This window comes from Mediterraneibacter massiliensis, assembly GCF_001487105.1.
Classification (GTDB): Bacteria; Bacillota; Clostridia; order Lachnospirales; family Lachnospiraceae; genus Mediterraneibacter; species Mediterraneibacter massiliensis.
Window position 1 is genome coordinate 268,985 of sequence record NZ_LN913000.1, and the last position, 20,360, is coordinate 289,344.

At 43.7% G+C, this 20,360-nt stretch carries 15 protein-coding genes and 1 other annotated feature; of the genes, 14 read left to right on the forward strand and 1 reads right to left on the reverse strand.

Features of this window, described 5'->3' with window-relative positions:
• Window positions 1-4: 4 nt before the first annotated feature.
• The 4 genes from BN3282_RS02035 (at window position 5) to BN3282_RS02050 (ending at window position 7,295) form a co-directional block, all read left to right on the forward strand.
• Complete coding sequence (locus BN3282_RS02035) at window positions 5-2,542, forward strand: FAD-dependent oxidoreductase (RefSeq protein WP_059066483.1); 2,538 nt, start codon at window positions 5-7, stop codon at window positions 2,540-2,542.
• Between the two features lie 4 nt (window positions 2,543-2,546).
• Window positions 2,547-3,884 carry a branched-chain amino acid transport system II carrier protein gene (gene brnQ, locus BN3282_RS02040; RefSeq protein ID WP_082667431.1) on the forward strand — a complete coding sequence of 446 codons (1,338 nt, stop codon included), beginning with the start codon at window positions 2,547-2,549 and terminating at the stop codon, window positions 3,882-3,884.
• An 86-nt stretch (window positions 3,885-3,970) separates the two neighbouring features.
• Window positions 3,971-5,119, forward strand: coding sequence for an AI-2E family transporter (locus BN3282_RS02045; RefSeq protein ID WP_059066484.1), 1,149 nt, complete (start codon window positions 3,971-3,973; stop codon window positions 5,117-5,119).
• Window positions 5,120-5,309: 190 nt separating this feature from the next.
• Window positions 5,310-7,295 carry a prealbumin-like fold domain-containing protein gene (locus BN3282_RS02050; protein WP_059066485.1) on the forward strand — a complete coding sequence of 662 codons (1,986 nt, stop codon included), beginning with the start codon at window positions 5,310-5,312 and terminating at the stop codon, window positions 7,293-7,295.
• 91 nt (window positions 7,296-7,386) lie between these two features.
• Here BN3282_RS02050 and BN3282_RS02055 read toward each other — a convergent pair whose 3' ends face one another.
• A complete protein-coding gene (locus tag BN3282_RS02055; RefSeq protein ID WP_059066486.1) occupies window positions 7,387-7,998 on the reverse strand; it encodes a TetR/AcrR family transcriptional regulator in 612 nt (203 codons plus the stop codon).
• Between the two features lie 158 nt (window positions 7,999-8,156).
• Between BN3282_RS02055 and BN3282_RS02060 the strand changes: the two genes are divergently transcribed.
• From BN3282_RS02060 to rpoB, 10 genes are all read left to right on the forward strand, one after another.
• Window positions 8,157-10,250 (forward strand): efflux RND transporter permease subunit, encoded by a 2,094-nt coding sequence (locus BN3282_RS02060; protein WP_059066487.1) that lies wholly within the window; start codon window positions 8,157-8,159, stop codon window positions 10,248-10,250.
• Between the two features lie 17 nt (window positions 10,251-10,267).
• Window positions 10,268-12,496: an autotransporter outer membrane beta-barrel domain-containing protein gene (locus tag BN3282_RS02065; protein WP_059066488.1), complete on the forward strand. Its 2,229-nt coding sequence runs from the start codon at window positions 10,268-10,270 to the stop codon at window positions 12,494-12,496.
• Between the two features lie 192 nt (window positions 12,497-12,688).
• Window positions 12,689-12,838: a 50S ribosomal protein L33 gene (rpmG, locus tag BN3282_RS02070; protein ID WP_059066862.1), complete on the forward strand. Its 150-nt coding sequence runs from the start codon at window positions 12,689-12,691 to the stop codon at window positions 12,836-12,838.
• 21 nt (window positions 12,839-12,859) lie between these two features.
• Window positions 12,860-13,057, forward strand: coding sequence for a preprotein translocase subunit SecE (gene secE, locus BN3282_RS02075; RefSeq protein ID WP_059066489.1), 198 nt, complete (start codon window positions 12,860-12,862; stop codon window positions 13,055-13,057).
• A gap of 27 nt (window positions 13,058-13,084) precedes the next feature.
• Window positions 13,085-13,603 carry a transcription termination/antitermination protein NusG gene (gene nusG / locus BN3282_RS02080; RefSeq protein WP_059066490.1) on the forward strand — a complete coding sequence of 173 codons (519 nt, stop codon included), beginning with the start codon at window positions 13,085-13,087 and terminating at the stop codon, window positions 13,601-13,603.
• Between the two features lie 55 nt (window positions 13,604-13,658).
• Entirely contained in the window at window positions 13,659-14,084 is a 426-nt protein-coding gene (rplK, locus tag BN3282_RS02085) for a 50S ribosomal protein L11 (protein WP_059066491.1), read from the forward strand.
• A gap of 53 nt (window positions 14,085-14,137) precedes the next feature.
• Entirely contained in the window at window positions 14,138-14,830 is a 693-nt protein-coding gene (rplA, locus tag BN3282_RS02090; RefSeq protein WP_059066492.1) for a 50S ribosomal protein L1, read from the forward strand.
• Window positions 14,831-14,929: 99 nt separating this feature from the next.
• Window positions 14,930-15,067: a sequence feature (ribosomal protein L10 leader region), on the forward strand.
• 58 nt (window positions 15,068-15,125) lie between these two features.
• Window positions 15,126-15,695, forward strand: a complete 570-nt coding sequence (rplJ, locus tag BN3282_RS02095; RefSeq protein WP_059066493.1) for a 50S ribosomal protein L10 — start codon at window positions 15,126-15,128, stop codon at window positions 15,693-15,695.
• 66 nt (window positions 15,696-15,761) lie between these two features.
• On the forward strand, window positions 15,762-16,136 hold the full coding sequence (gene rplL / locus BN3282_RS02100) for a 50S ribosomal protein L7/L12 (RefSeq protein WP_059066494.1): 375 nt from the start codon (window positions 15,762-15,764) through the stop codon (window positions 16,134-16,136).
• A gap of 366 nt (window positions 16,137-16,502) precedes the next feature.
• Window positions 16,503-20,360 (forward strand): DNA-directed RNA polymerase subunit beta, encoded by a 3,858-nt coding sequence (gene rpoB, locus BN3282_RS02105; protein WP_059066495.1) that lies wholly within the window; start codon window positions 16,503-16,505, stop codon window positions 20,358-20,360.

Consider the following 20,360-nt stretch of genomic DNA (forward strand, 5'->3'; position numbering starts at 1 on the left):
TTCTATGAAAGCGGTAAAATTAAGAGATGATTTTTATTGGACAGGAATTGTGGATGATCAGTTAAGAGTATTTGACATCATCATGTATACAGAATTTGGTACGACGTATAATTCCTACGTGATGAAGGCGGGAGATAAGATCGTTTTATTTGAGACGGCAAAGGCGAAATTTTTTGAGGAATATCTGGAAAAGTTAAAAGAAGTGATCGATGTCACAAAAATCGATTATCTGGTAGTCAGCCATACAGAACCGGATCATGCCGGCAGTGTGGAGCGGCTTTTAGATTATAGTCCGCAGATGAAGATTCTTGCTACAGGATGCGCGATCGGATTTTTGAAGGAAATCGTGAACAGAGATTTTGTCAGTATCGCAGTAAAAGACGAACAGACAATGACGATTGGCAATAAGACGCTGCGTTTTATGTTTGTGCCGAATCTGCACTGGCCAGATACAATGTATACTTTTATTGAAGAGGAGCAGATATTGGTAACCTGTGATTCTTTTGGCGCGCATTACTGTCTGCCGGAGGTCGTATCCACAAAGATCACAAAAGAGGCAGATTACCAGAAGGCACTGAAATATTATTATGACTGTATCATCGGACCATTTAAGCCGTTTATGTTAAAAGCGTTGGACAGGGTGGAACATATGGATATTACAATGGTCTGCACAGGACATGGTCCTGTGCTTGTAGGCGAACGTATCAAAGCAGTGATGAAGCAATACAGAGAATGGTCCACAGTTGTCAATCCTAATCCTAGAAAGACAGTCATCATTCCCTATGTAAGTGCATATGGCTATACGAAAACACTGGCAGAGAAGATAGCGGAAGGGGTGAAAGACAGCGGAGACATTGATGTACGTTCTTATGATATGGTGGAAGCGGACGAGGTAAAAGTAAATGAAGAATTGTTGTTTGCAGATGGTATACTGTTCGGGACACCGACAATCGTAGGTGAAGCGCTCAGACCGATCTGGGAACTGACCTTGAATATGTTTGCGGGTACCCACGGAGGTAAACATGCCTCAGCGTTTGGAAGCTATGGATGGAGTGGAGAAGGAGTTCCCAATATCATACAGCGGCTAAAGCAGCTTAGGATGAAAGTGTGTGAAGGCTTTCGGATACGTTTTAAGCCGTCGGAGGCCGATCTGGTAAGTGCTTATGAATATGGATATCAGTTTGGGTGTCTTGTGCAGGAAAAAGAACCTGTGCGTCCGCAGAAGAAAGGGACAAGGAGTCTTGTGAAATGTTTGGTATGCGGTGAGATATTTGACGCTTCTCTGGAGATCTGTCCGGTATGCGGAGTGGGAAAGGAAAATTTCGTTCCGGTTGAGGCAGAAGAGACTGGGTTTGAGAACAATACAGAAGAATATTATGTGATTCTTGGAAATGGCGCGGCAGGCTTCAATGCGGCCAAAGCTATCCGGGAGAGAGATAAAACAGGCGCGATCACGATGATCTCGAATGAGCCCTATCTTTCCTATAACCGGCCTATGCTGACAAAATCAATCGTTGCGGGACTTACTGCAGAGCAGATCGCCATAGAGAGTGCAGGCTGGTATGAGGAAAATAAAATATACCAGATACTGGGCAGACAGATCGTATCGGTAGATACACAGAAAAAGGAAGTCTGCCTGGACGATGGGAGCAGGATACATTTTACGAAGTTGATCTATGCACTTGGAAGTGAGTGCTTTGTGCCGGATATGAAAGGAAGCAATCTTCCGGAAGTGGTTGCTATCCGACGCCTGGCAGATGTAGATCAAGTAAAAGAATTGATGAAGGAAGCGAAAAACGCAGTAGTGATTGGCGGCGGTGTTCTGGGACTGGAAGCAGCCTGGGAATTGAAAAAGGGCGGTTTGCATGTAGAGGTGCTGGAGGTGGCTCCGGTACTCATGGGACGTCAGCTTGATGCGGGTTCGGCAGAACTGCTGAAGAAGGTCGCAGAGAAAAATGGGGTGCGGATCCATACGGGCATTTCTGTGGAGGCGATTGAAGGAAGCGAGCACGTGACCGGTGTACGTACAGCAGACGGCATGTCTTATCCGGCAGATCTGGTGATCGTATCGGCAGGTGTGCGTGCAAATGTGGAACTGGCAAAGGAAATCGGACTGGAGACAGAACGTGCGGTGGTCGTTAATCAGCAGATGGAAACAAATGTGCCGGGAATCTATGCGTGCGGCGACTGTGCGCAGTATCAGGGGACAAACTACGCAATCTGGCCGGAGGCGTCAGAAGAAGGACGTGTTGCCGGGGCGAATGCGGCAGGAGAGGCAGTAGAATATACACCGGTATCAGCGGCGCTTACATTCCACGGAATGAATACAGCAGTATTTGCGGCAGGAGATAACGGCAAGAATCCGAATCTGTTGTATAAAACGGTAGAATTCCAGGATATGGGAAAAGGACAGTACCACAAATATTACTTTTTAAATAATCGACTGTGCGGTGTGATCTTACTGGGAGACTTAACGGATATGGCAAGACTTACTATGGCTTTGGAAAAAGGCGCTTCTTATAAAGAGGTCATGGAAGGGTGAAGACGTGAAACTGCATTTGAAAAATAAAATACTGATTGGGATTACATTGTTTTCTATGTTTTTTGGGGCGGGAAATTTGATTTTCCCGCCATTTCTTGGCAATATGGCGGGCAGAAGCATAGTGCCTGCATTTTTAGGCTTTGCTTTAAGCGCAGTGTGTCTTCCTGTATTAGGGGTGATCGCTGTGACGAAATCCGATGGGTTAGAAGCTCTTGCTTCCAAGGTGCATCCTCTATTTTCCAAGGTATACATACTGCTTTTATATTTGGCGATCGGCCCTTGCCTTGCAATCCCCAGGACGGCAAGTACGTCGTTTTCGATGGCGGTTCCGCCTTTCCTTTCAGGAGGAAATATGATCTGGCTGATCCGGAGTATCTATACGATATTGTTTTTTTCGGCGGCATTTGCCGTGGCGCTCCATCCTGAAAAACTGACAGAATATCTAGGGAAAAAGTTGACACCTGTACTTCTTATTTTAATCGTAATTGTATTTGCGGCAACCGTGTTTTCGTGGGACGGAAGTGTGGCTGTACCGGCAGCAGACTATATCAAACAACCTGCCGTGAAGGGTTTTTTAGATGGGTATCAGACAATGGATACACTGGCAGGGCTGAATTTTGGTATGATCGTTGTTATGAACCTGCGTGAAAAGGGGGTAAAAAAAGAAGAAGATCTAGTCAGGGAAACCGTGTCAGCCGGCTGGATAGCAGGAGGCATACTGTTTTCTGTGTATGCGATGCTGACATTCATTGGTGTGAATGCAGGATCGTGGTTTGGGGCGGCGGCAAATGGAACAGAGACATTGACGGAGATGGTTTCCGCCTTGTTCGGACAGGCAGGAACGGTACTGCTGGCTTTGATTTTTGTGATCGCCTGTTTTAATACTTGTGTGGGACTTTTAAGCTGCTGCGGGAAATATTTTCAGGGGGTGTTTCCGCGGATCAGTTATAGAAAATGGGTATTTATCTTCGCTTTTGTCTCTATGCTGATCGCCAATGCAGGACTGGATACTATATTGAAATTGTCTGTACCTGTATTAAACGCGATCTATCCACTGGCGATACTGCTGATCTTTCTCTCTTGTATGCAGCGTCTGCTTGGAAGATACCGGGCGGTATATCCGAGTGCGGTTTTGTTGTGCGGAGGCGCCAGTGTGATCACGGTAATGGATATGCAAGGACTTCAGATCCCACTGCTGACACGACTGATTAGAAATCTGCCGGCATATGATGCAGGATTTGGATGGCTGGTTCCGACTGTCGCAGGGATCGGTCTTGGCATACTGCTCTCCACCGTACATAGAAAGAGACCGAAAAACGGAGATCAATACAGGAAAGTCTAAAAAGAAAAGGAAGTACCTTGTGGCGTCAGGTATGCTGTGGTAGAATAAGGCAATACTGAAAGCAGAAAGTTATAAAGGAGATAAGAATGAAACTGGACAAAGAAACAATAAAAAAACTCAGAGGACTGATTGTGTTTACGATCGTTATCTTGATCTTGCTTTGGAAATATGAGGCAGTGCTGGAATGGATCGGTTATTTGTTTGGGATTGTATTTCCTTTTTTTCTGGGCGGCGCTATTGCATTTATTTTAAATGTGCCTATGAGTTTTCTGGAGGAAAAGATCTTCCGCAATAAACGATGGAAAGAAAATAAACACGTGAAAAGGATGGCGCGTCCGGTCAGTATGGTACTGACGATCCTTTTAGTATTTGGGATCATTGTGCTTGTTATGTTTGTGGTTGTGCCTGAATTAGGAAAGACATTTTTATCTCTTGGAACGAGTATCAGTGAATTTGTGCCGCGAGCACAGAAATGGTTGGAGGAATTATTTGTTGATAATAAAGAAGTGCTGGCGTGGCTGGAAGAACTTAATATGGATTGGGATAAAATCATCAACAGCATAGTCGGCTTTTTTCGCAGCAGTGCGGGGAATGTAGTGAATTCGACTGTATCTGCCGCCACAGGGATCATAAACGGGGTGGCTACCTTTGTGATCGCCTTTGTATTTGCCTGCTATATTTTGCTGCAGAAAGAAAAATTAAGTATACAGATCAGAAAGGTTATGTTTGCCTATCTTCCTCAATCCCGTGTGGAATGGATGCTGGATATTTGTTCTTTGACTTACCGTACATTTTCCAGTTTTCTTACGGGACAATGTCTGGAAGCGCTGATTTTGGGGGTTATGTTTTTTGTTGTGATGACAATCATCCAGATGCCGTATGCATTGTTGGTGGGAGTCTTGATTGCGTTTACAGCGTTGATACCGATTTTTGGAGCATTTATAGGCTGTTTTATAGGGACATTTCTGATCCTTATGGTAGATCCTTTGCAGGCGCTGATTTTTGTAATCATGTTTTTGGTCCTGCAGCAGATAGAAGGAAATCTGATCTACCCCAAAGTAGTTGGAAGTTCAGTGGGTCTGCCGTCTATCTGGGTATTGGCGGCAGTCAGCATAGGCGGCAGTTTACTGGGAGTGGTAGGTATGCTGATCTTTATTCCGCTCGTATCTGTGGTCTACAGCCTGCTGCGCAGAGATGTATATAAGAGGCTGGATAAAAAACAGATCAAGATTTAAAGGGGTATGGCATATGAAGATGGGCTGCCTGTACTTGTAAATATCTTTTATTCTTTGTAGAATTCACGCAAAATAGGTATAAAACTGTGCGGATTGATAGACGCACAGTTTTATTTTTGTAAAAATAAAGATTATAAAAGTGTGCTTGTGTACTTTTATAAATAAGTGCGAAAGGATAGAAGTAAGGGGTATGTTTAAGAAAGTAAAAAGAAGGTATAGTGCCGCTGCTTTGGCGGTGATTTGTTTGCTGTTTGTTTGGGGAACAGCAGTTTTTGCTCAAGAAGGAGCGACTGCTGAAGAAAAGGATTTGTCTGTGCTTCTGGAGGCGGCAGCAATGACAAAGGATGGCGCAGATTTGTTTGACGGGGTGACACGCCCTTTTGATGGGGGAAATTTAGAAGTTAAGCTTATGTATGATGTGGATGAAGAAGATGCTCCTGTTATTTCGGAAGGAGATGTGCTGTCGGTTCAGTTAGTTCCGACAGATACCCAAAAAGATTTTATCCAGATCGATTATCCTACAAGTCAATTGAGAATATTGGAAGATGAAGGAATAAAACTGGCGGATTTGGATCTGACAGGGAGAAAAGGAGTTGTTTTTACATTTGCTGATATACAGGCATCTTTTACAGCAAAGCTGAATATGCCTTTTGTGGTAAATAAAACACGTCTTGTAAAATATTTTCAGGAACATCCCGATGAGGAAAACGTAGAATTTCAGTATACACTGCAGTATAACGATTCTGACACCGGCAAAATGGCAAGGTTTTCTTTGCAAAAACCTGAGATACAGCCGGCCCAAGCCAGATTTGTCAAAACAAGAGGCATTTATGAGCAGTCTGGTGATCTGGGACAGGGAAATATATTATATAATATATTTCTAGGTACAGAACTTAATAGGATGAATGAGTTTGTTATTTATGATACGCCGGATGTCAATATAGGATTTGATGGAAACATGAAAGTGTATATTCCCACAAATTATGGAAATCTGGATAATGTAGTTTTGCAGAATGGTAATTATTATGCGGAACCAGGGAATATGGATGACGAAGGCAAGATGGAGATTTATATCTATGATCTGTATTATCTGACAGAAGAGGCAAATGCTGTTTCGATGCCAAGACAGGCCGGGTATACAGAAGAATATGTGACATTTTCGCGCAGGGACATTACAACAGGCGCAGATTCGATCAAAAGTATGGAGGCTGTAACAGTACCTAAAAATATCCTTCTTGAAAAACTGGCGGGAGAGGAACTGACAGAGGCGGAAAAACAGCTGATAGATGCCAATGGGGGCTTGTATAAGAAAGTGGGCAAAGGCTTTAAAATACGGATCAAAAACTTTAAAGGGAATCAGCAGGATCCGGGAGGGTATTTGACGTTTGTCTATACATTGAATATAAAGAATAATTCTCCGAAAGTAGATGAGAACAAGTTTCCGATCTATCTGAATACTGGCAGTTATTATGCGCAGGAGATTCCGACTTGTACAGCGGATGATGAAAACTGTGTCCCGATCAAAAATGAAAAAACACAGCTTGACGCAGTACTCAGCGGAAATTATACAACAGAAGGTAAAGTGACACCGGGTAATGTCAGCGCAGAGGTAGATAAATTCAGCAGAGTGGAGTTTCAAAAAGTGGCAGAGGACGACAAGGGACTTCCGAATATGAGCAAGCCATTGGAAGGAGCTGTCTTTACTATATATAAAGTGGATGAAGATGGAAGCAAAGAGGTGGCGCATAATAAAGATCATATAAAAATGGAGAATTTAGTCACAAATAAAGACGGAATTCTCTGTGAAGATGTGCCGGAAAAGACGGTCATAAATTTACAGCTGGAACGAGGAAATTATATCTTTGAAGAAATATCCGCCCCCGCAGGCTATGAGATAGAGACACAAGAGACGGCGATATCTGTGGGACTTTTAAATAACCGGATTACGGTAGCAAACAGACCTAAAGAAGAGCAGATCGCTCCTCCTTCAGGCGGAAAGGATAAATCTGCTGCCGATAGAACCACTGTCAATAGGATAAAATTGACAGACAATGCAGACGGAAAAGCCGTTAAGACGGGAGATAACACGGATATATATGTATGGTTTATTTTGGGGATCGCGGCGGTGATCGTTTTTATCATATTGTATATCCTCAATGGAAAGAAAAAGAAATAAACAGATATAAGCTGTATAAAACAGAATAAAGGGATATACGAAAAAAGCACTGTTTATGAAAGCAGTGCTTTTTTCATAGCAACCCCGGTTTTTATGGCTGTTCCTGTGTTGTAAACGTACGAAAAATCTGCAGGATTGTCTTGCGCAGCCAGGGAAGATACTTGTCCATAGAAACGGGCTGCTCCAGCAGGATGCAGTTATAGCATGTAGAACCAATCAGTTCGATGATGGTAAAAAGCAGAAGCTCCGGTTCTTCACAGTGGATACCATTTTGCTTCATAGACTTTAAATAATAGTCGTAAAATTGGATAGACTCCTGAGGGACATTGCTGGAAAAAGCATTTCTGAAAATGCCCCAGGATAAATTTTTAGAAATAAATTTCAGAAGATTATGCTGTGCCTGGAGGCGTTCAATGATATAGTCCGTGACAAATAAAAGCTGCTCTTCAAAGGAAATATTCTGATAATTTGCAATAGCATTATGGGCATCTGCAAATAGCTGACTGGCTTTGTACACGACCAGTTTATCTCTTAGATCATATTTGTCTTTAAAATAAAGATAAAAAGTTCCCTTTGCCAGTCCGGCACGTTCTGCGATATCCGCAATAGTAGTTTTTGCAAATCCTTTATCTGTAAACAGATCAAAGGCATTTTGAAATAAGGCGTTTTTTTTCTCTTTCTTTTTTACTTCGATTTTTCCCATTCCTATACCTTCCTTTATCCTAATGGTAAGTATTGCTATTATTATGCTCCTGAATATAAGAATTGTCAATAAAATGACCAAAGTTCATTTTCTATATTGACTATTGGCCATTTTTGTATATAATGATACTGTGAAGAAAAAAGTCAGGAGATGATGAAATGATAAAGGCTGGAAAATGGATAGCCAGACATCGGATCTTTATTTTGTTTTGCGGGATCCTTTTGTTGGTGCCCTCTATACTGGGTATAACAAAAACACGTATCAACTACGATCTGTTAAGTTATCTGCCGGAGGAACTGGAGACGGTAGAAGGTCAGGATATCTTAGTAGATGAATATGGAATGGGCGCCTTCTCTATGGTAGTAGTAGAAGGCATGGAATCGAAAGATGTACAGAAGCTGGAGAAGAAATTCAGTGAAGTTGAGCATGTCAAAGATGTGCTTTGGTATGATGATGTGGCAGATATTTCTCTTCCGGTAGAAATGTTGCCGAAAGATTTAAGAGAAGCTTTTTTTCATGGGGATGCAACAATGATGTTGGCGTTGTTTGATAATACGACGTCCTCAGATGAAGCAATGGATGCATTGACGCAGATGCGAAAGGCTGCAAATGAGCAGTGTTTTATCAGTGGCATGACAGGAATCGTAACAGATATTAAGAATCTTTGTTTGAAGGAACTGCCGATTTATGTATTGATTGCCGCGGCGTTGGCATTTTTGATATTGGAACTTACGGGAACCTCCTTCCTGGTCCCTGTATTTTTCTTATTGAGCATCGGCGTGGCAATTATATATAATCTGGGAAGCAATGTCTTCCTAGGGCAGATCTCCTATGTCACGCAGGCATTGACTGCGGTGCTTCAGTTAGGAGTTACGATGGACTATTCTATTTTCCTGTTGAATAGTTATGAAGAAAATAAGCTGCGGTTTCCCGGAGAAAAGGAGCGTGCGATGGGGCATGCGATCGCAAATACTTTTAAGTCTGTAGTCGGCAGTTCCGTAACTACAGTGGCAGGGTTTGCCGCACTTTGTTTTATGACATTTGCCCTCGGTAAAGATCTGGGGATCGTTATGGCAAAAGGAGTCGTGATCGGTGTTATCTGCTGTGTGACGCTGCTTCCTTCTCTGATCCTGATCTTTGATAAATGGATAGAAAAGACAAAACATAGACCTCTTGTTAAGAATGTGGATAAATCTTCCGCCTTTATCACAAAACATTATAAAGCTTGGATCCTCTTGTTTTTAATATTGCTGTTTCCGGCGATCTATGGGAATAACCATACCGAAATTTATTATAATATCGCACAGTCACTTCCGGAATCTTTGCAGTCTAATGTTGCCAATGAAAAATTAAAAGAAGATTTTGACATGGAAAACGTCCATATGATCATGATGGACAAAAATATAAGCGCAAAAGAAAAAGCAAAGATGTATGAAGAAATCGATAAAGTGGATGGAGTGAAATGGACATTGGGATTAAACTCGTTGATCGGTCCGGCGGTACCTGATTCTATGATACCGGATGACGTAAAGAGTATGCTGCAGAGTGATAAATACGAACTTGCCTTTATCTGCTCTAAATATGCGTCGGCAACGCCTGAGGTCAACGCGCAGATAGCACAGATCGACAAAGTGGTGAAATCATACGATAAGGGAGCGCTTGTGATCGGAGAGGCTCCGATGATGAAAGATCTGCAGGATGTAACGGACATTGATCTGAAAGTAGTCAATGCCATATCGATCATCGCGATTTTCCTTATTATCATGATCGTGTTCAAATCGCTGCTTCTTCCAGTAATCCTTGTATCGGTCATAGAATTTGCGATATTTGTAAATATGGCAGTTCCATATTATCAAGGCGTCAGTCTGCCGTTTGTAGCAAGCATTGTTATTGGAACGATCCAGCTGGGCGCAACCGTGGACTATGCCATACTGATGACAAGCCGTTACCAAAAAGAACGCAGACGCGGAAGAAAGAAAAAAGAAGCGATTTCTATTGCGCATAAAACAAGCATGTTATCTATCTTAAGCAGTGGGCTGAGCTTTTTTGCCGCGACATTTGGAGTGGCATGCTATTCAAAGGTCGATATGATCGGATCTATCTGTACCTTGCTTGCAAGAGGAGCGATCATCAGTATGTTTGTTGTAATCCTGGCGCTACCCGCTATGTTTATGGTCTTTGATAAACCTATCTGCAAATTGTCGATAGGATTTCTTGGAAAAAAGGAAGAAAAACCAGCAGTGACAAATTGATATAGGAGGTAATCGATATGAAAAACAGAGAATTTAGAATGTTAGTTGCAGGAACACTCCTTGCGGCGCTGACGGTCGGAAGCCTGGCAGGTTCTCCGGTATATGCGAAGGAAAAAGAACAGACAGCACAGACAAGCGAAAGTACTTCCGTGCAGACAGATAAAAAAGACAACACAAAAAAAGAAACCGCAAAAAGCAGCACGAAACCAGTAAAAGACGAGACGGTGTATGCAAAGATAGGCGCAAATGGAACCGTGAAATCTGTGATCGTGTCCGACCAGCTCAACAATGTGGAAAATGTATCGGAAATAAAGGATATGTCTGTATTGAAAGAGATACAAAATGTCAAGGGAGATGAGAACTTCTCGAGCAGCGGACAGAATCTGGTATGGGAAGGAGATGGCCAAAATATCGTCTATCAGGGGACGACGGATAAAACGCTGCCCGTAGGACTGGACATTACTTATACGTTAGATGGAAAAGAAATCAGCGCTGAAGAAATGGAAGGAAAGAGCGGTCATCTTGTCATGCGCTATACGTATAAAAATACATCAGAAGAGGAAAATGGCACCTATGTTCCTTTTTTGATGGCTACGGGAATGCTGTTGGATGAGGAAGTGTTTTCTAATGTCAGTGTGATAAATGGAAAGCTTATATCGGATGGGAGCAAGAATATGGCTATCGGGCTTGGTATGCCCAATATGCAGGAAAAATTAGGGACAGATATCCTGGAGATCCCCTCCTATTTTGAAGTAGAGGCGGATGTAACTAATTATCAGACACCGGAAGCGATCACAGTGGCAACGAACGATATGTTTAATGAACTGGAGGCGGATCAATTTGACAGTGTTTCTGATCTAAAGGGATCTATGTCAGAACTGCAGAATGCGGCAGATCAGCTTGTAAGTGGTTCTGGGGAATTAAAAGCAGGACTGGATACGCTTTTGTCCTCCTCCGGTACGCTGACAAGCGGTATCCAGGCTTTGGCAAATGGCGGGACTGCGCTGGAAACTGGAACACTTACATTGACAGAGGGGGCACAGCAGGTTGCTGCCGGATTGGGCACGGCGTCTGATAAGGTAACGTCGGTTCTGGTCCCGGGAGCAGAGGCACTGGATACAGGCGTTTCACAGATGCAGCAGCAGTTGGAAACACAGCTTCCTGCTTTATCCGGCGGCATCGAGACATTGTATACAGGAATCAATTCCGTGGCGCAGGGAATGGAAAGCTTAAATGGGAATATGGGTACTATAGCGGCAGGCGCCCAGTCTGTGAGCCAGGGGATCAATGCGATTGCTGCAAATACAGGGACGCTCTATGGCGGAGCAGAGGCTGTGTATACGTATTTAAGCGGAATATCGACAACAGACGCAGGCATAGCGGATACAACATCCAGTCAGGATGAGATCACAACACTTCAGAATTTGATCGCCAGTGGGACAGTTACAGGGGAAACAGCGGAAGAACTCGAAGCGGTGATTGGAAGCCTGTCTGCAGACCAACAGACGAGAGATACTGTGAATTCGCAGAGAGCGGCGCAAACTTCCGGTGTACCGCAGGAAGTATTGGGAGCTGCAGAAGCTGTGAAAAACGGATTGTATACGTTTGACCAGTCATTCCAGGGAGAAAAGGGCTTGGCTGCAGGCGCGCAGAATTTAAGTACAGCATTAAGCGCGCAGGGGGCAGTAGGCAGCGGAATTGCTCAGCTTGACGCAGCTTTAAATAAGGGGGAACCTTCAACAGGAACGCCCAGTATTGTGGCGGGAATGGAGTCTTTGAAAACAGCAGTCAGTGGAGACAACGGGCTTGCTGCACAGGTTTCTGCCGGAATGGCGCAGATAAAGGGAGGTACCTCCGGTATTTTGGAAGGCGTGGCAGGCGAGAATGGACTGTCATCCGGATTATCCGCGTTGTATGCCGGTGCAGGGCAGGTTTCAGCGGGAGCAGAAAGCTTATACGCCGGAGCGGGCACATTGACAGACGGATTGGGAACTTTACAGACAGGTTCTGGCACGCTTATAGATGGTGTTACGCAGCTGGATGAGGGCGCAGGTACACTAAATGACGGTATGATCCAGTTCAATGAGGAGGGGATCGAAAAACTAGTCGATGTATTTAGCGGTGATGTAGGAGATCTGCTGGATAAAATGAACGAAATGCTGGAGAATTCCAGAGGCTACAATAACTTTAGCGGTATTGCGGATGGAATGGACGGCAATGTGAAATTTATCTTTGTATCGGAATAGAAAAAGTGATAATGATTGGAAAGCAGTAACTGGAAAGAGTTGCTGAAAGCAGGAAAAAGGCTTGACTTCCATGCTATGCTATGATACAATTTTCTAGCGAATGGAAGTAGGTCTTTTTTTTATGCCTAAAAATGGATGGTTTCGCAGCCATCAGTAACACGTAGTGAATATGTTAAAAGCGAGGTGGAAGTTGTGCGCACAAGAATCACATTGGAATGTACGGAATGCAAGAATCGTAATTACAACATGATGAAAGACAAGAAAACGCATCCGGAACGTATGGAGACAAAGAAGTACTGCAAATTCTGTAAATCACACACACTGCACAAAGAGACGAAGTAGTCGCTGAAGGGAAGTGGACGTATGAGTGAGAAAACAAAAACTCAGAAGAAAAGCTGGTTCAAAGGACTTCAGGCAGAATTTCGCAAAGTTATTTGGCCAGACAAGATAACACTTGCAAGAAAGACGGCGGCAGTAGTTGTAACTTCTGTATTTTTAGGGGTGTTGATCACGGTGATCGATATCATCCTGAAATATGGGATAGACTTATTGGTGAAATAGCCGGACCTAAAGCAGAAAGGTGATTTTATGTCAGAGGCAAAATGGTATGTGGTTCATACTTATTCAGGGTATGAAAACAAAGTAAAAGCGAACATTGATAAGACCATTGAAAACCGTCATCTGGAGGATCAGATTTTAGAAGTACGAGTTCCGATGCAGGAAGTTGTAGAATTGAAAAATGGCGTCCAGAAAGCAAGCCAGAAAAAAATGTTTCCGGGTTATGTGATGATCCATATGATCATGAACGACGACACTTGGTATGTTGTGCGAAATACGCGCGGCGTAACCGGGTTTGTTGGTCCTGGATCTAAGCCGGTTCCTTTGGAAGAAGGAGAGATGGCAGGATTGGGGATCAAGCAGGAAAATATCGTGGTGGATTTTGCGGTCGGAGATACTGTCTCTGTGTTAAGCGGAGCATGGGAAGGCACTGTGGGTGTGATCCAGAGTATGAATGAACAGAAGCAGAGCCTGTCGATCAATGTAGAGTTGTTTGGCCGTGAGACTCCGGTTGAACTTAGTTTTTCAGAAGTAAGAAAGATGGATTGAAAATGCGTGGGAGGGATACGCTGATCCCGCCAATACCACAAGGAGGTAATGAACAATGGCAAAAAAAGTAGAAGGTTATATCAAGTTACAGATTCCTGCTGGAAAAGCAACTCCGGCACCACCGGTTGGTCCTGCACTTGGACAGCATGGTGTAAATATCGTGGAATTTACAAAACAGTTCAATGCCAGAACTGCTGATCAGGGAGATTTAGTTATTCCTGTTGTGATCACGGTATATAATGATAGAAGTTTCAGCTTCATCACAAAGACACCGCCGGCAGCAGTACTGATCAAAAAAGCATGTAAGCTTAAATCTGGTTCAGGCGTGCCGAACAAGACAAAAGTTGCTACGATCACAAAGGCACAGTTGCAGGAGATCGCTGAGACAAAGATGCCAGACTTAAATGCGGCAACTGTTGAGGCGGCAATGAGCATGATCGCAGGAACTTGCCGTTCCATGGGTGTAACTGTAGAAGAGTAAATGCAAAAGTGGGAGGGGTTCGTTCCCGCCAATACCACAAGGAGGTTATATAAATGAAACGAGGAAAGAAATATATTGAAGCTGCTAAACTGATCGAAAGAGGAAATCTTTACGACAAAGAAGAAGCGGTAGCATTAGTGAAAAAGGCAGCAGTAGCAAAATTTGATGAAACAATCGAAGCTCATATCAGAACAGGATGTGACGGACGTCACGCTGATCAGCAGATCCGTGGTGCAGTCGTACTTCCTCACGGAACAGGAAAGAAAGTGCGTATTCTTGTATTTGCAAAGGATGCGAAAGCAGAAGAAGCAAAAGCTGCGGGAGCAGACTTTGTAGGTGGAGATGAATTGATCCCGAAGATCCAGAATGAAGGATGGCTGGATTTTGACGTTGTTGTCGCTACACCGGATATGATGGGTGTGGTAGGACGTCTCGGACGTGTACTCGGACCAAAAGGTTTAATGCCAAATCCGAAGGCGGGTACTGTTACAATGGACGTGACAAAAGCGATCAATGATATCAAAGCTGGTAAGATTGAATACAGACTTGACAAGACAAACATTATCCATGTGCCGATCGGTAAAGCATCTTTTACCGAAGAACAATTAGCGGACAACTTCCAGACGCTTATTGATGCGATCAATAAAGCAAAACCGGCAGCGGTGAAAGGACAGTATTTAAAGAGTATCGTTCTGACATCTACAATGGGACCTAGCGTGAAGGTAAACCCACTGAAGCTGGCATAGATTTTAAAAAGAAATACAGGGGCGGCAGAGGGATGTTTTCTGCCGCTTTTAAAATTACTAAAATGAAGAAAATGCTTGACAGTATGTAGATAACGTGCTATTTTATATTAGTAACTGCCAAAGACAGCAGGTGCCGTAAGGCATAAGTTGAAAACGCCTGCCGAGGATGAGTGAAATTCTTGTAAGGAATTTAGAGCCTTCTGTGTCTTTGTGCGCAGAGGGTTTTTGTTTTTATAGTAAAACCCCTCCGGGTATAGGCAGTATACGCAAATAAAATAAGGAGGTGTACCAGAAAGTGGCAAAAGTTGAATTAAAACAACCAATCGTAGATGCAATCGCAGAAGAAATTAAAGATGCTGAGTCAGTTGTTCTTGTAAATTATCGTGGTCTTACTGTGGCACAGGACACAGAACTGCGTAAACAGCTCAGAGAAGCAGGTGTGCTTTACAAAGTATATAAGAACACAATGATGAAAAGAGCTTTCGAAGGAACTGTATGTGAAGGTCTGGAAGAACATCTGGAAGGACCAAGCGCATTAGCAGTTTCCAAAGATGACGCTACAGCACCGGCAAGAATCCTCTGCAATTTTGCTAAGACGGCAGACAAGCTGGAATTAAAAGGCGGTGTCGTAGAAGGAACAGTTTACGATACAGCGGGATTGACAGAACTTGCTAAGATTCCATCCAGAGATGAATTACTTTCCAAGTTGCTTGGAAGTATACAGTCACCGATCACAAACTTTGCTCGTGTTATTAATCAGATCGCAGAAAAAGGCGGCGCAGAGAATTGTGAAGCGGCTCCGGCTGAAGAAGAAGCACCGGCAGAAGCTCCTGTTGAAGAAGCAGCGGCACCGGCAGAAGAATAAGAGCCTGGTACAAGTAAGACAGGCAGTTGTATAAAAAATAAAAGAAATGATATGGAGGAAATAAAAATGGCTAAATTGACAACAGCTGAAATGATTGAAGCAATCAAAGAGTTATCAGTATTAGAATTAAATGAATTAGTAAAAGCTTGTGAAGAAGAATTTGGTGTATCTGCAGCAGCAGGTGTTGTAGTTGCAGCGGCAGGCGGAGAAGCAGCAGCAGCTGAAGAAAAAGATGAGTTTGATGTAGAACTTGTATCTGCTGGTTCTTCTAAGGTTAAAGTAATCAAGGCTGTTCGTGAGATCACAGGACTTGGATTAAAAGAAGCAAAAGAGCTTGTTGACGGAGCTCCTAAGGTAGTAAAAGAAGCTGTTTCCAAGGCAGAAGCTGAAGAGATCAAGGCTAAACTGGAAGGCGAAGGCGCAGAAGTAAACCTGAAATAATCGTCTCCAAAAGAGAGATTAAGACCGCAGAAGATAAAACTTACTTCTGCGGTTTTTTGCATATACAGGAGATATAAATGTGAGTGGCTGCTATCACATTTGAAATAAAATGTCAAGAGAAAAATGAAAAAACAAGAGAAGAATGTTGACAATAAAAAGTGTTTTGTGTTATAGTAAAAAATGCGCTATTATGGAAAGGTATGCCATATAGAGGCAGAAACACTGCCGCAGAGCACTTTTCCTGTAAGTTAGTCAATTTAAACTGTTAAGGAAGACTTAGCAGTTTATAAATGCTGTTGTCCGGAGAAAGAGTTTCTGTGAAAAAACGGGCGGCAGTGCAAATAATAAATGAGGAGTGAAACGTCAATGGAGAAAAACAGAATTCGTCCCATCACAAATGGAAAAAGTTTTCGCATGAGCTATTCCAGACAAAAAGAAGTATTAGAGATGCCGAATTTGATCGAAGTCCAGAAAGATTCTTATCAGTGGTTTCTGGATGAAGGGTTAAAAGAGGTTTTTGATGATATTTCCCCAATTGCTGATTACAGCGGCCATTTAAGCCTGGAATTTGTGGATTTTACGCTCTGTGAGGATGACGTAAAGTACACGATCGAAGAGTGCAAAGAACGTGATGCAACGTATGCGGCGCCTTTAAAGGTGAGAGTGCGGCTTTACAACAAGGAAAATGATGAGATAAACGAACACGAGATCTTTATGGGAGATTTGCCGTTGATGACAAAGACAGGTACGTTTGTGATCAATGGCGCAGAACGTGTTATCGTAAGCCAGCTTGTACGTTCACCGGGGATATATTATGGGATCGCTCATGATAAGCTTGGGAAAGAGCTGTATTCAGCGACTGTGATCCCAAACCGCGGCGCATGGCTTGAATATGAGACAGACTCCAATGACGTTTTTTATGTACGTGTAGACAGAACAAGAAAAGTCCCCATCACAGTACTCATCCGTGCTCTGGGAATCGGTACGAATGCAGAAATTCTGGAATTATTCGGGGAAGAGCCTAAGATCCTTGCCAGCTTTGGAAAAGATACGGCAGAAAACTATCAGGAGGGTCTGCTAGAGTTATATAAAAAGATCCGTCCGGGTGAGCCGCTCGCGGTGGACAGCGCGGAAAGCCTGATCACAAGTATGTTCTTTGATCCAAGAAGATATGACCTGGCAAAAGTGGGCCGTTATAAATTTAATAAAAAATTGCTGCTGAAGAACCGTGTAAATGGTTGTATCCTTGCAGAGGATGTGGTGAGTCAGATAACCGGGGAAGTAGTAGCTGAAAAGGGGACAAAGATTACCCGGGAGATTGCGGATGCGATCCAGAACTGTGCTGCTCCGTATCTTTGGGTAGAAGGGGAAGATGAGAGCCGTAATATTAAGATCTTATCCAATATGATGGTGGATCTGCAGGCTGTAGTAGACATCGATCCGAAAGAAGTTGGCGTGACAGAACAGGTATATTATCCTGTACTTGCAGGAATACTGGAGGAGTCAGCAGGAGACATCGAGGAACTGAAAAGTCTGATCCGTCGGGATATACATGATCTGATTCCGAAACATATTACAAAGGATGATATTCTTGCATCCATTAACTATAATATCCATTTGGAATACGGCATGGGAAATGACGATGATATCGACCATTTAGGAAACCGCCGTATCCGTGCGGTCGGAGAGCTGCTCCAGAATCAGTACAGAATCGGTCTGTCCAGATTAGAGAGAGTTGTCCGAGAAAGAATGACAACACAGGATCAGGATGGTATCTCTCCGCAGTCATTGATCAATATTAAGCCGGTTACTGCGGCTGTGAAAGAATTCTTTGGTTCTTCCCAGCTGTCACAGTTCATGGATCAGAACAACCCGCTCGGCGAGCTGACACATAAGAGACGTCTGTCTGCATTGGGACCGGGTGGTCTGTCCAGGGATCGTGCCGGATTCGAGGTGCGTGACGTACACTATTCCCACTATGGAAGAATGTGTCCTATCGAGACGCCGGAAGGTCCGAATATCGGCCTGATCAACTCTTTGGCTACGTACGCAAGGATCAATGAATACGGTTTCGTGGAGGCGCCGTACCGCAAGATCGACAAGACAGATCCGGAGAATCCGGTCGTGACAGAAGAAGTTGTCTATATGACAGCTGATGAAGAAGATAATTACCATGTTGCACAGGCGAATACGCCATTGGATGCAGAAGGACATTTCATAAATAAGAATGTATCCGGTCGTTACCGTGAAGAGACACAAGAGTATGAGAAAAGCAAATTTGATTACATGGATGTGTCTCCGAAGATGGTATTTTCTGTGGCTACCGCATTGATTCCTTTCCTGGAAAATGACGATGCGAACCGCGCTTTGATGGGATCTAACATGCAGCGTCAGGCAGTGCCCCTTTTGACAACGGAAGCACCAGTCGTAGGGACAGGTATGGAAGTAAAAGCAGCGGTAGACTCCGGTGTATGTATTGTCGCAGAGCAGGCAGGAACAGTAGAACGTTCTACTTCTAAGGAAATCATTATACGGCATGAGGATGGAACAAAGAAAACATATAAGCTGACGAAATTTTTGAGAAGTAACCAGAGCAACTGCTACAATCAGAGACCAATCGTAGAAAAGGGCGAACAGATAGAAGCAGGACAGGTTATCGCAGATGGTCCGTCTACAGCAAACGGAGAAATGGCGCTCGGTAAGAACCCATTGATCGGCTTTATGACATGGGAAGGCTACAACTATGAGGACGCAGTTTTGCTCAGTGAGAGACTGGTGCAGGATGACGTTTATACTTCTGTGCATATTGAAGAGTATGAGGCAGAGGCAAGAGATACAAAGCTGGGACCGGAAGAGATCACAAGAGATATTCCGGGTGTAGGCGATGATGCGCTCAAAGACCTGGATGAGAGAGGAATCATACGTATAGGTGCGGAAGTGCGTGCAGGGGATATTCTGGTCGGGAAAGTAACTCCAAAGGGAGAGACAGAACTGACGGCAGAAGAACGCTTGCTGCGTGCGATCTTCGGTGAGAAGGCAAGAGAAGTCAGAGATACCTCTTTGAAAGTACCGCATGGTGAATATGGTATTGTCGTAGACGCAAAGGTATTTACAAGAGAAAATGGGGATGAACTGTCTCCGGGCGTAAATCAGGCAGTTCGCATTTATATCGCGCAGAAGAGAAAGATCTCTGTAGGAGATAAGATGGCGGGACGTCATGGAAACAAGGGTGTTGTTTCCCGTGTGCTTCCGGTAGAGGATATGCCGTTCCTTCCGAATGGACGTCCGCTTGATATTGTTCTGAATCCTCTGGGTGTGCCGTCACGTATGAATATCGGACAGGTATTGGAGATCCATCTAAGTCTTGCGGCGAAAGCACTGGGATTCAATATCTCTACACCTGTATTCGACGGTGCGAACGAGATAGATATTATGGATACACTGGATCTGGCAAATGATTATGTCAATCTGGAATGGGAAGAATTTGAGAAGAAACATGGAGAAGAGCTGCTTCCGGAAGTATTGCAGTATCTTTCTGACAATAGAGAGCACAGAAAATTATGGAAGGGTGTTCCGTTGTCCAGAGATGGAAAAGTACGCCTGCGCGACGGACGTACCGGAGAGTTCTTTGACAGTCCGGTTACGATCGGACACATGCATTATCTGAAACTGCATCATCTGGTTGATGATAAGATCCACGCACGTTCGACAGGTCCTTACTCACTGGTAACACAGCAGCCTCTGGGCGGAAAGGCTCAGTTCGGCGGACAGCGGTTCGGAGAGATGGAAGTATGGGCGCTGGAAGCATATGGAGCATCCTATACACTGCAAGAGATCTTGACTGTGAAGTCTGATGATGTGGTTGGCCGTGTCAAGACTTACGAAGCCATCATTAAGGGAGAGAATATTCCGGAACCAGGTGTTCCAGAGTCTTTCAAAGTATTGTTAAAAGAGCTGCAGTCACTTGCTTTGGATGTACGTGTGCTGCGTGATGATAATACAGAAGTAGAAATTATGGAAACTGTAGATTATGGTGAGACAGATCTGCGTCATATCATTGAAGGCGATAAAAAGTATCGCGATGAAAATGAGTCATTTGGCGCACATGGATTCACCGAACAGGAATTTGTCGGAGAAGAACTCGAAGATGTAGAACCGGAAGAAGAACCGGATGAGGAAGAACTGAATCTGGAATTTGACGAATACCTGGATGACGAAGAATAG

Coding starts and splice junctions, on each gene's coding strand:
- BN3282_RS02060 (WP_059066487.1), top strand. CDS start 8,157: ATGATAAAGGCTGGAAAATGGATAGCCAGACATCGGATCTTTATTTTG.
- BN3282_RS02055 (WP_059066486.1), bottom strand. CDS start 7,998: ATGGGAAAAATCGAAGTAAAAAAGAAAGAGAAAAAAAACGCCTTATTT.
- rplA (WP_059066492.1), top strand. CDS start 14,138: ATGAAACGAGGAAAGAAATATATTGAAGCTGCTAAACTGATCGAAAGA.
- BN3282_RS02045 (WP_059066484.1), top strand. CDS start 3,971: ATGAAACTGGACAAAGAAACAATAAAAAAACTCAGAGGACTGATTGTG.
- nusG (WP_059066490.1), top strand. CDS start 13,085: ATGTCAGAGGCAAAATGGTATGTGGTTCATACTTATTCAGGGTATGAA.
- rpoB (WP_059066495.1), top strand. CDS start 16,503: ATGGAGAAAAACAGAATTCGTCCCATCACAAATGGAAAAAGTTTTCGC.
- BN3282_RS02035 (WP_059066483.1), top strand. CDS start 5: ATGAAAGCGGTAAAATTAAGAGATGATTTTTATTGGACAGGAATTGTG.
- rplL (WP_059066494.1), top strand. CDS start 15,762: ATGGCTAAATTGACAACAGCTGAAATGATTGAAGCAATCAAAGAGTTA.
- rplK (WP_059066491.1), top strand. CDS start 13,659: ATGGCAAAAAAAGTAGAAGGTTATATCAAGTTACAGATTCCTGCTGGA.
- BN3282_RS02065 (WP_059066488.1), top strand. CDS start 10,268: ATGAAAAACAGAGAATTTAGAATGTTAGTTGCAGGAACACTCCTTGCG.
- secE (WP_059066489.1), top strand. CDS start 12,860: ATGAGTGAGAAAACAAAAACTCAGAAGAAAAGCTGGTTCAAAGGACTT.
- BN3282_RS02050 (WP_059066485.1), top strand. CDS start 5,310: ATGTTTAAGAAAGTAAAAAGAAGGTATAGTGCCGCTGCTTTGGCGGTG.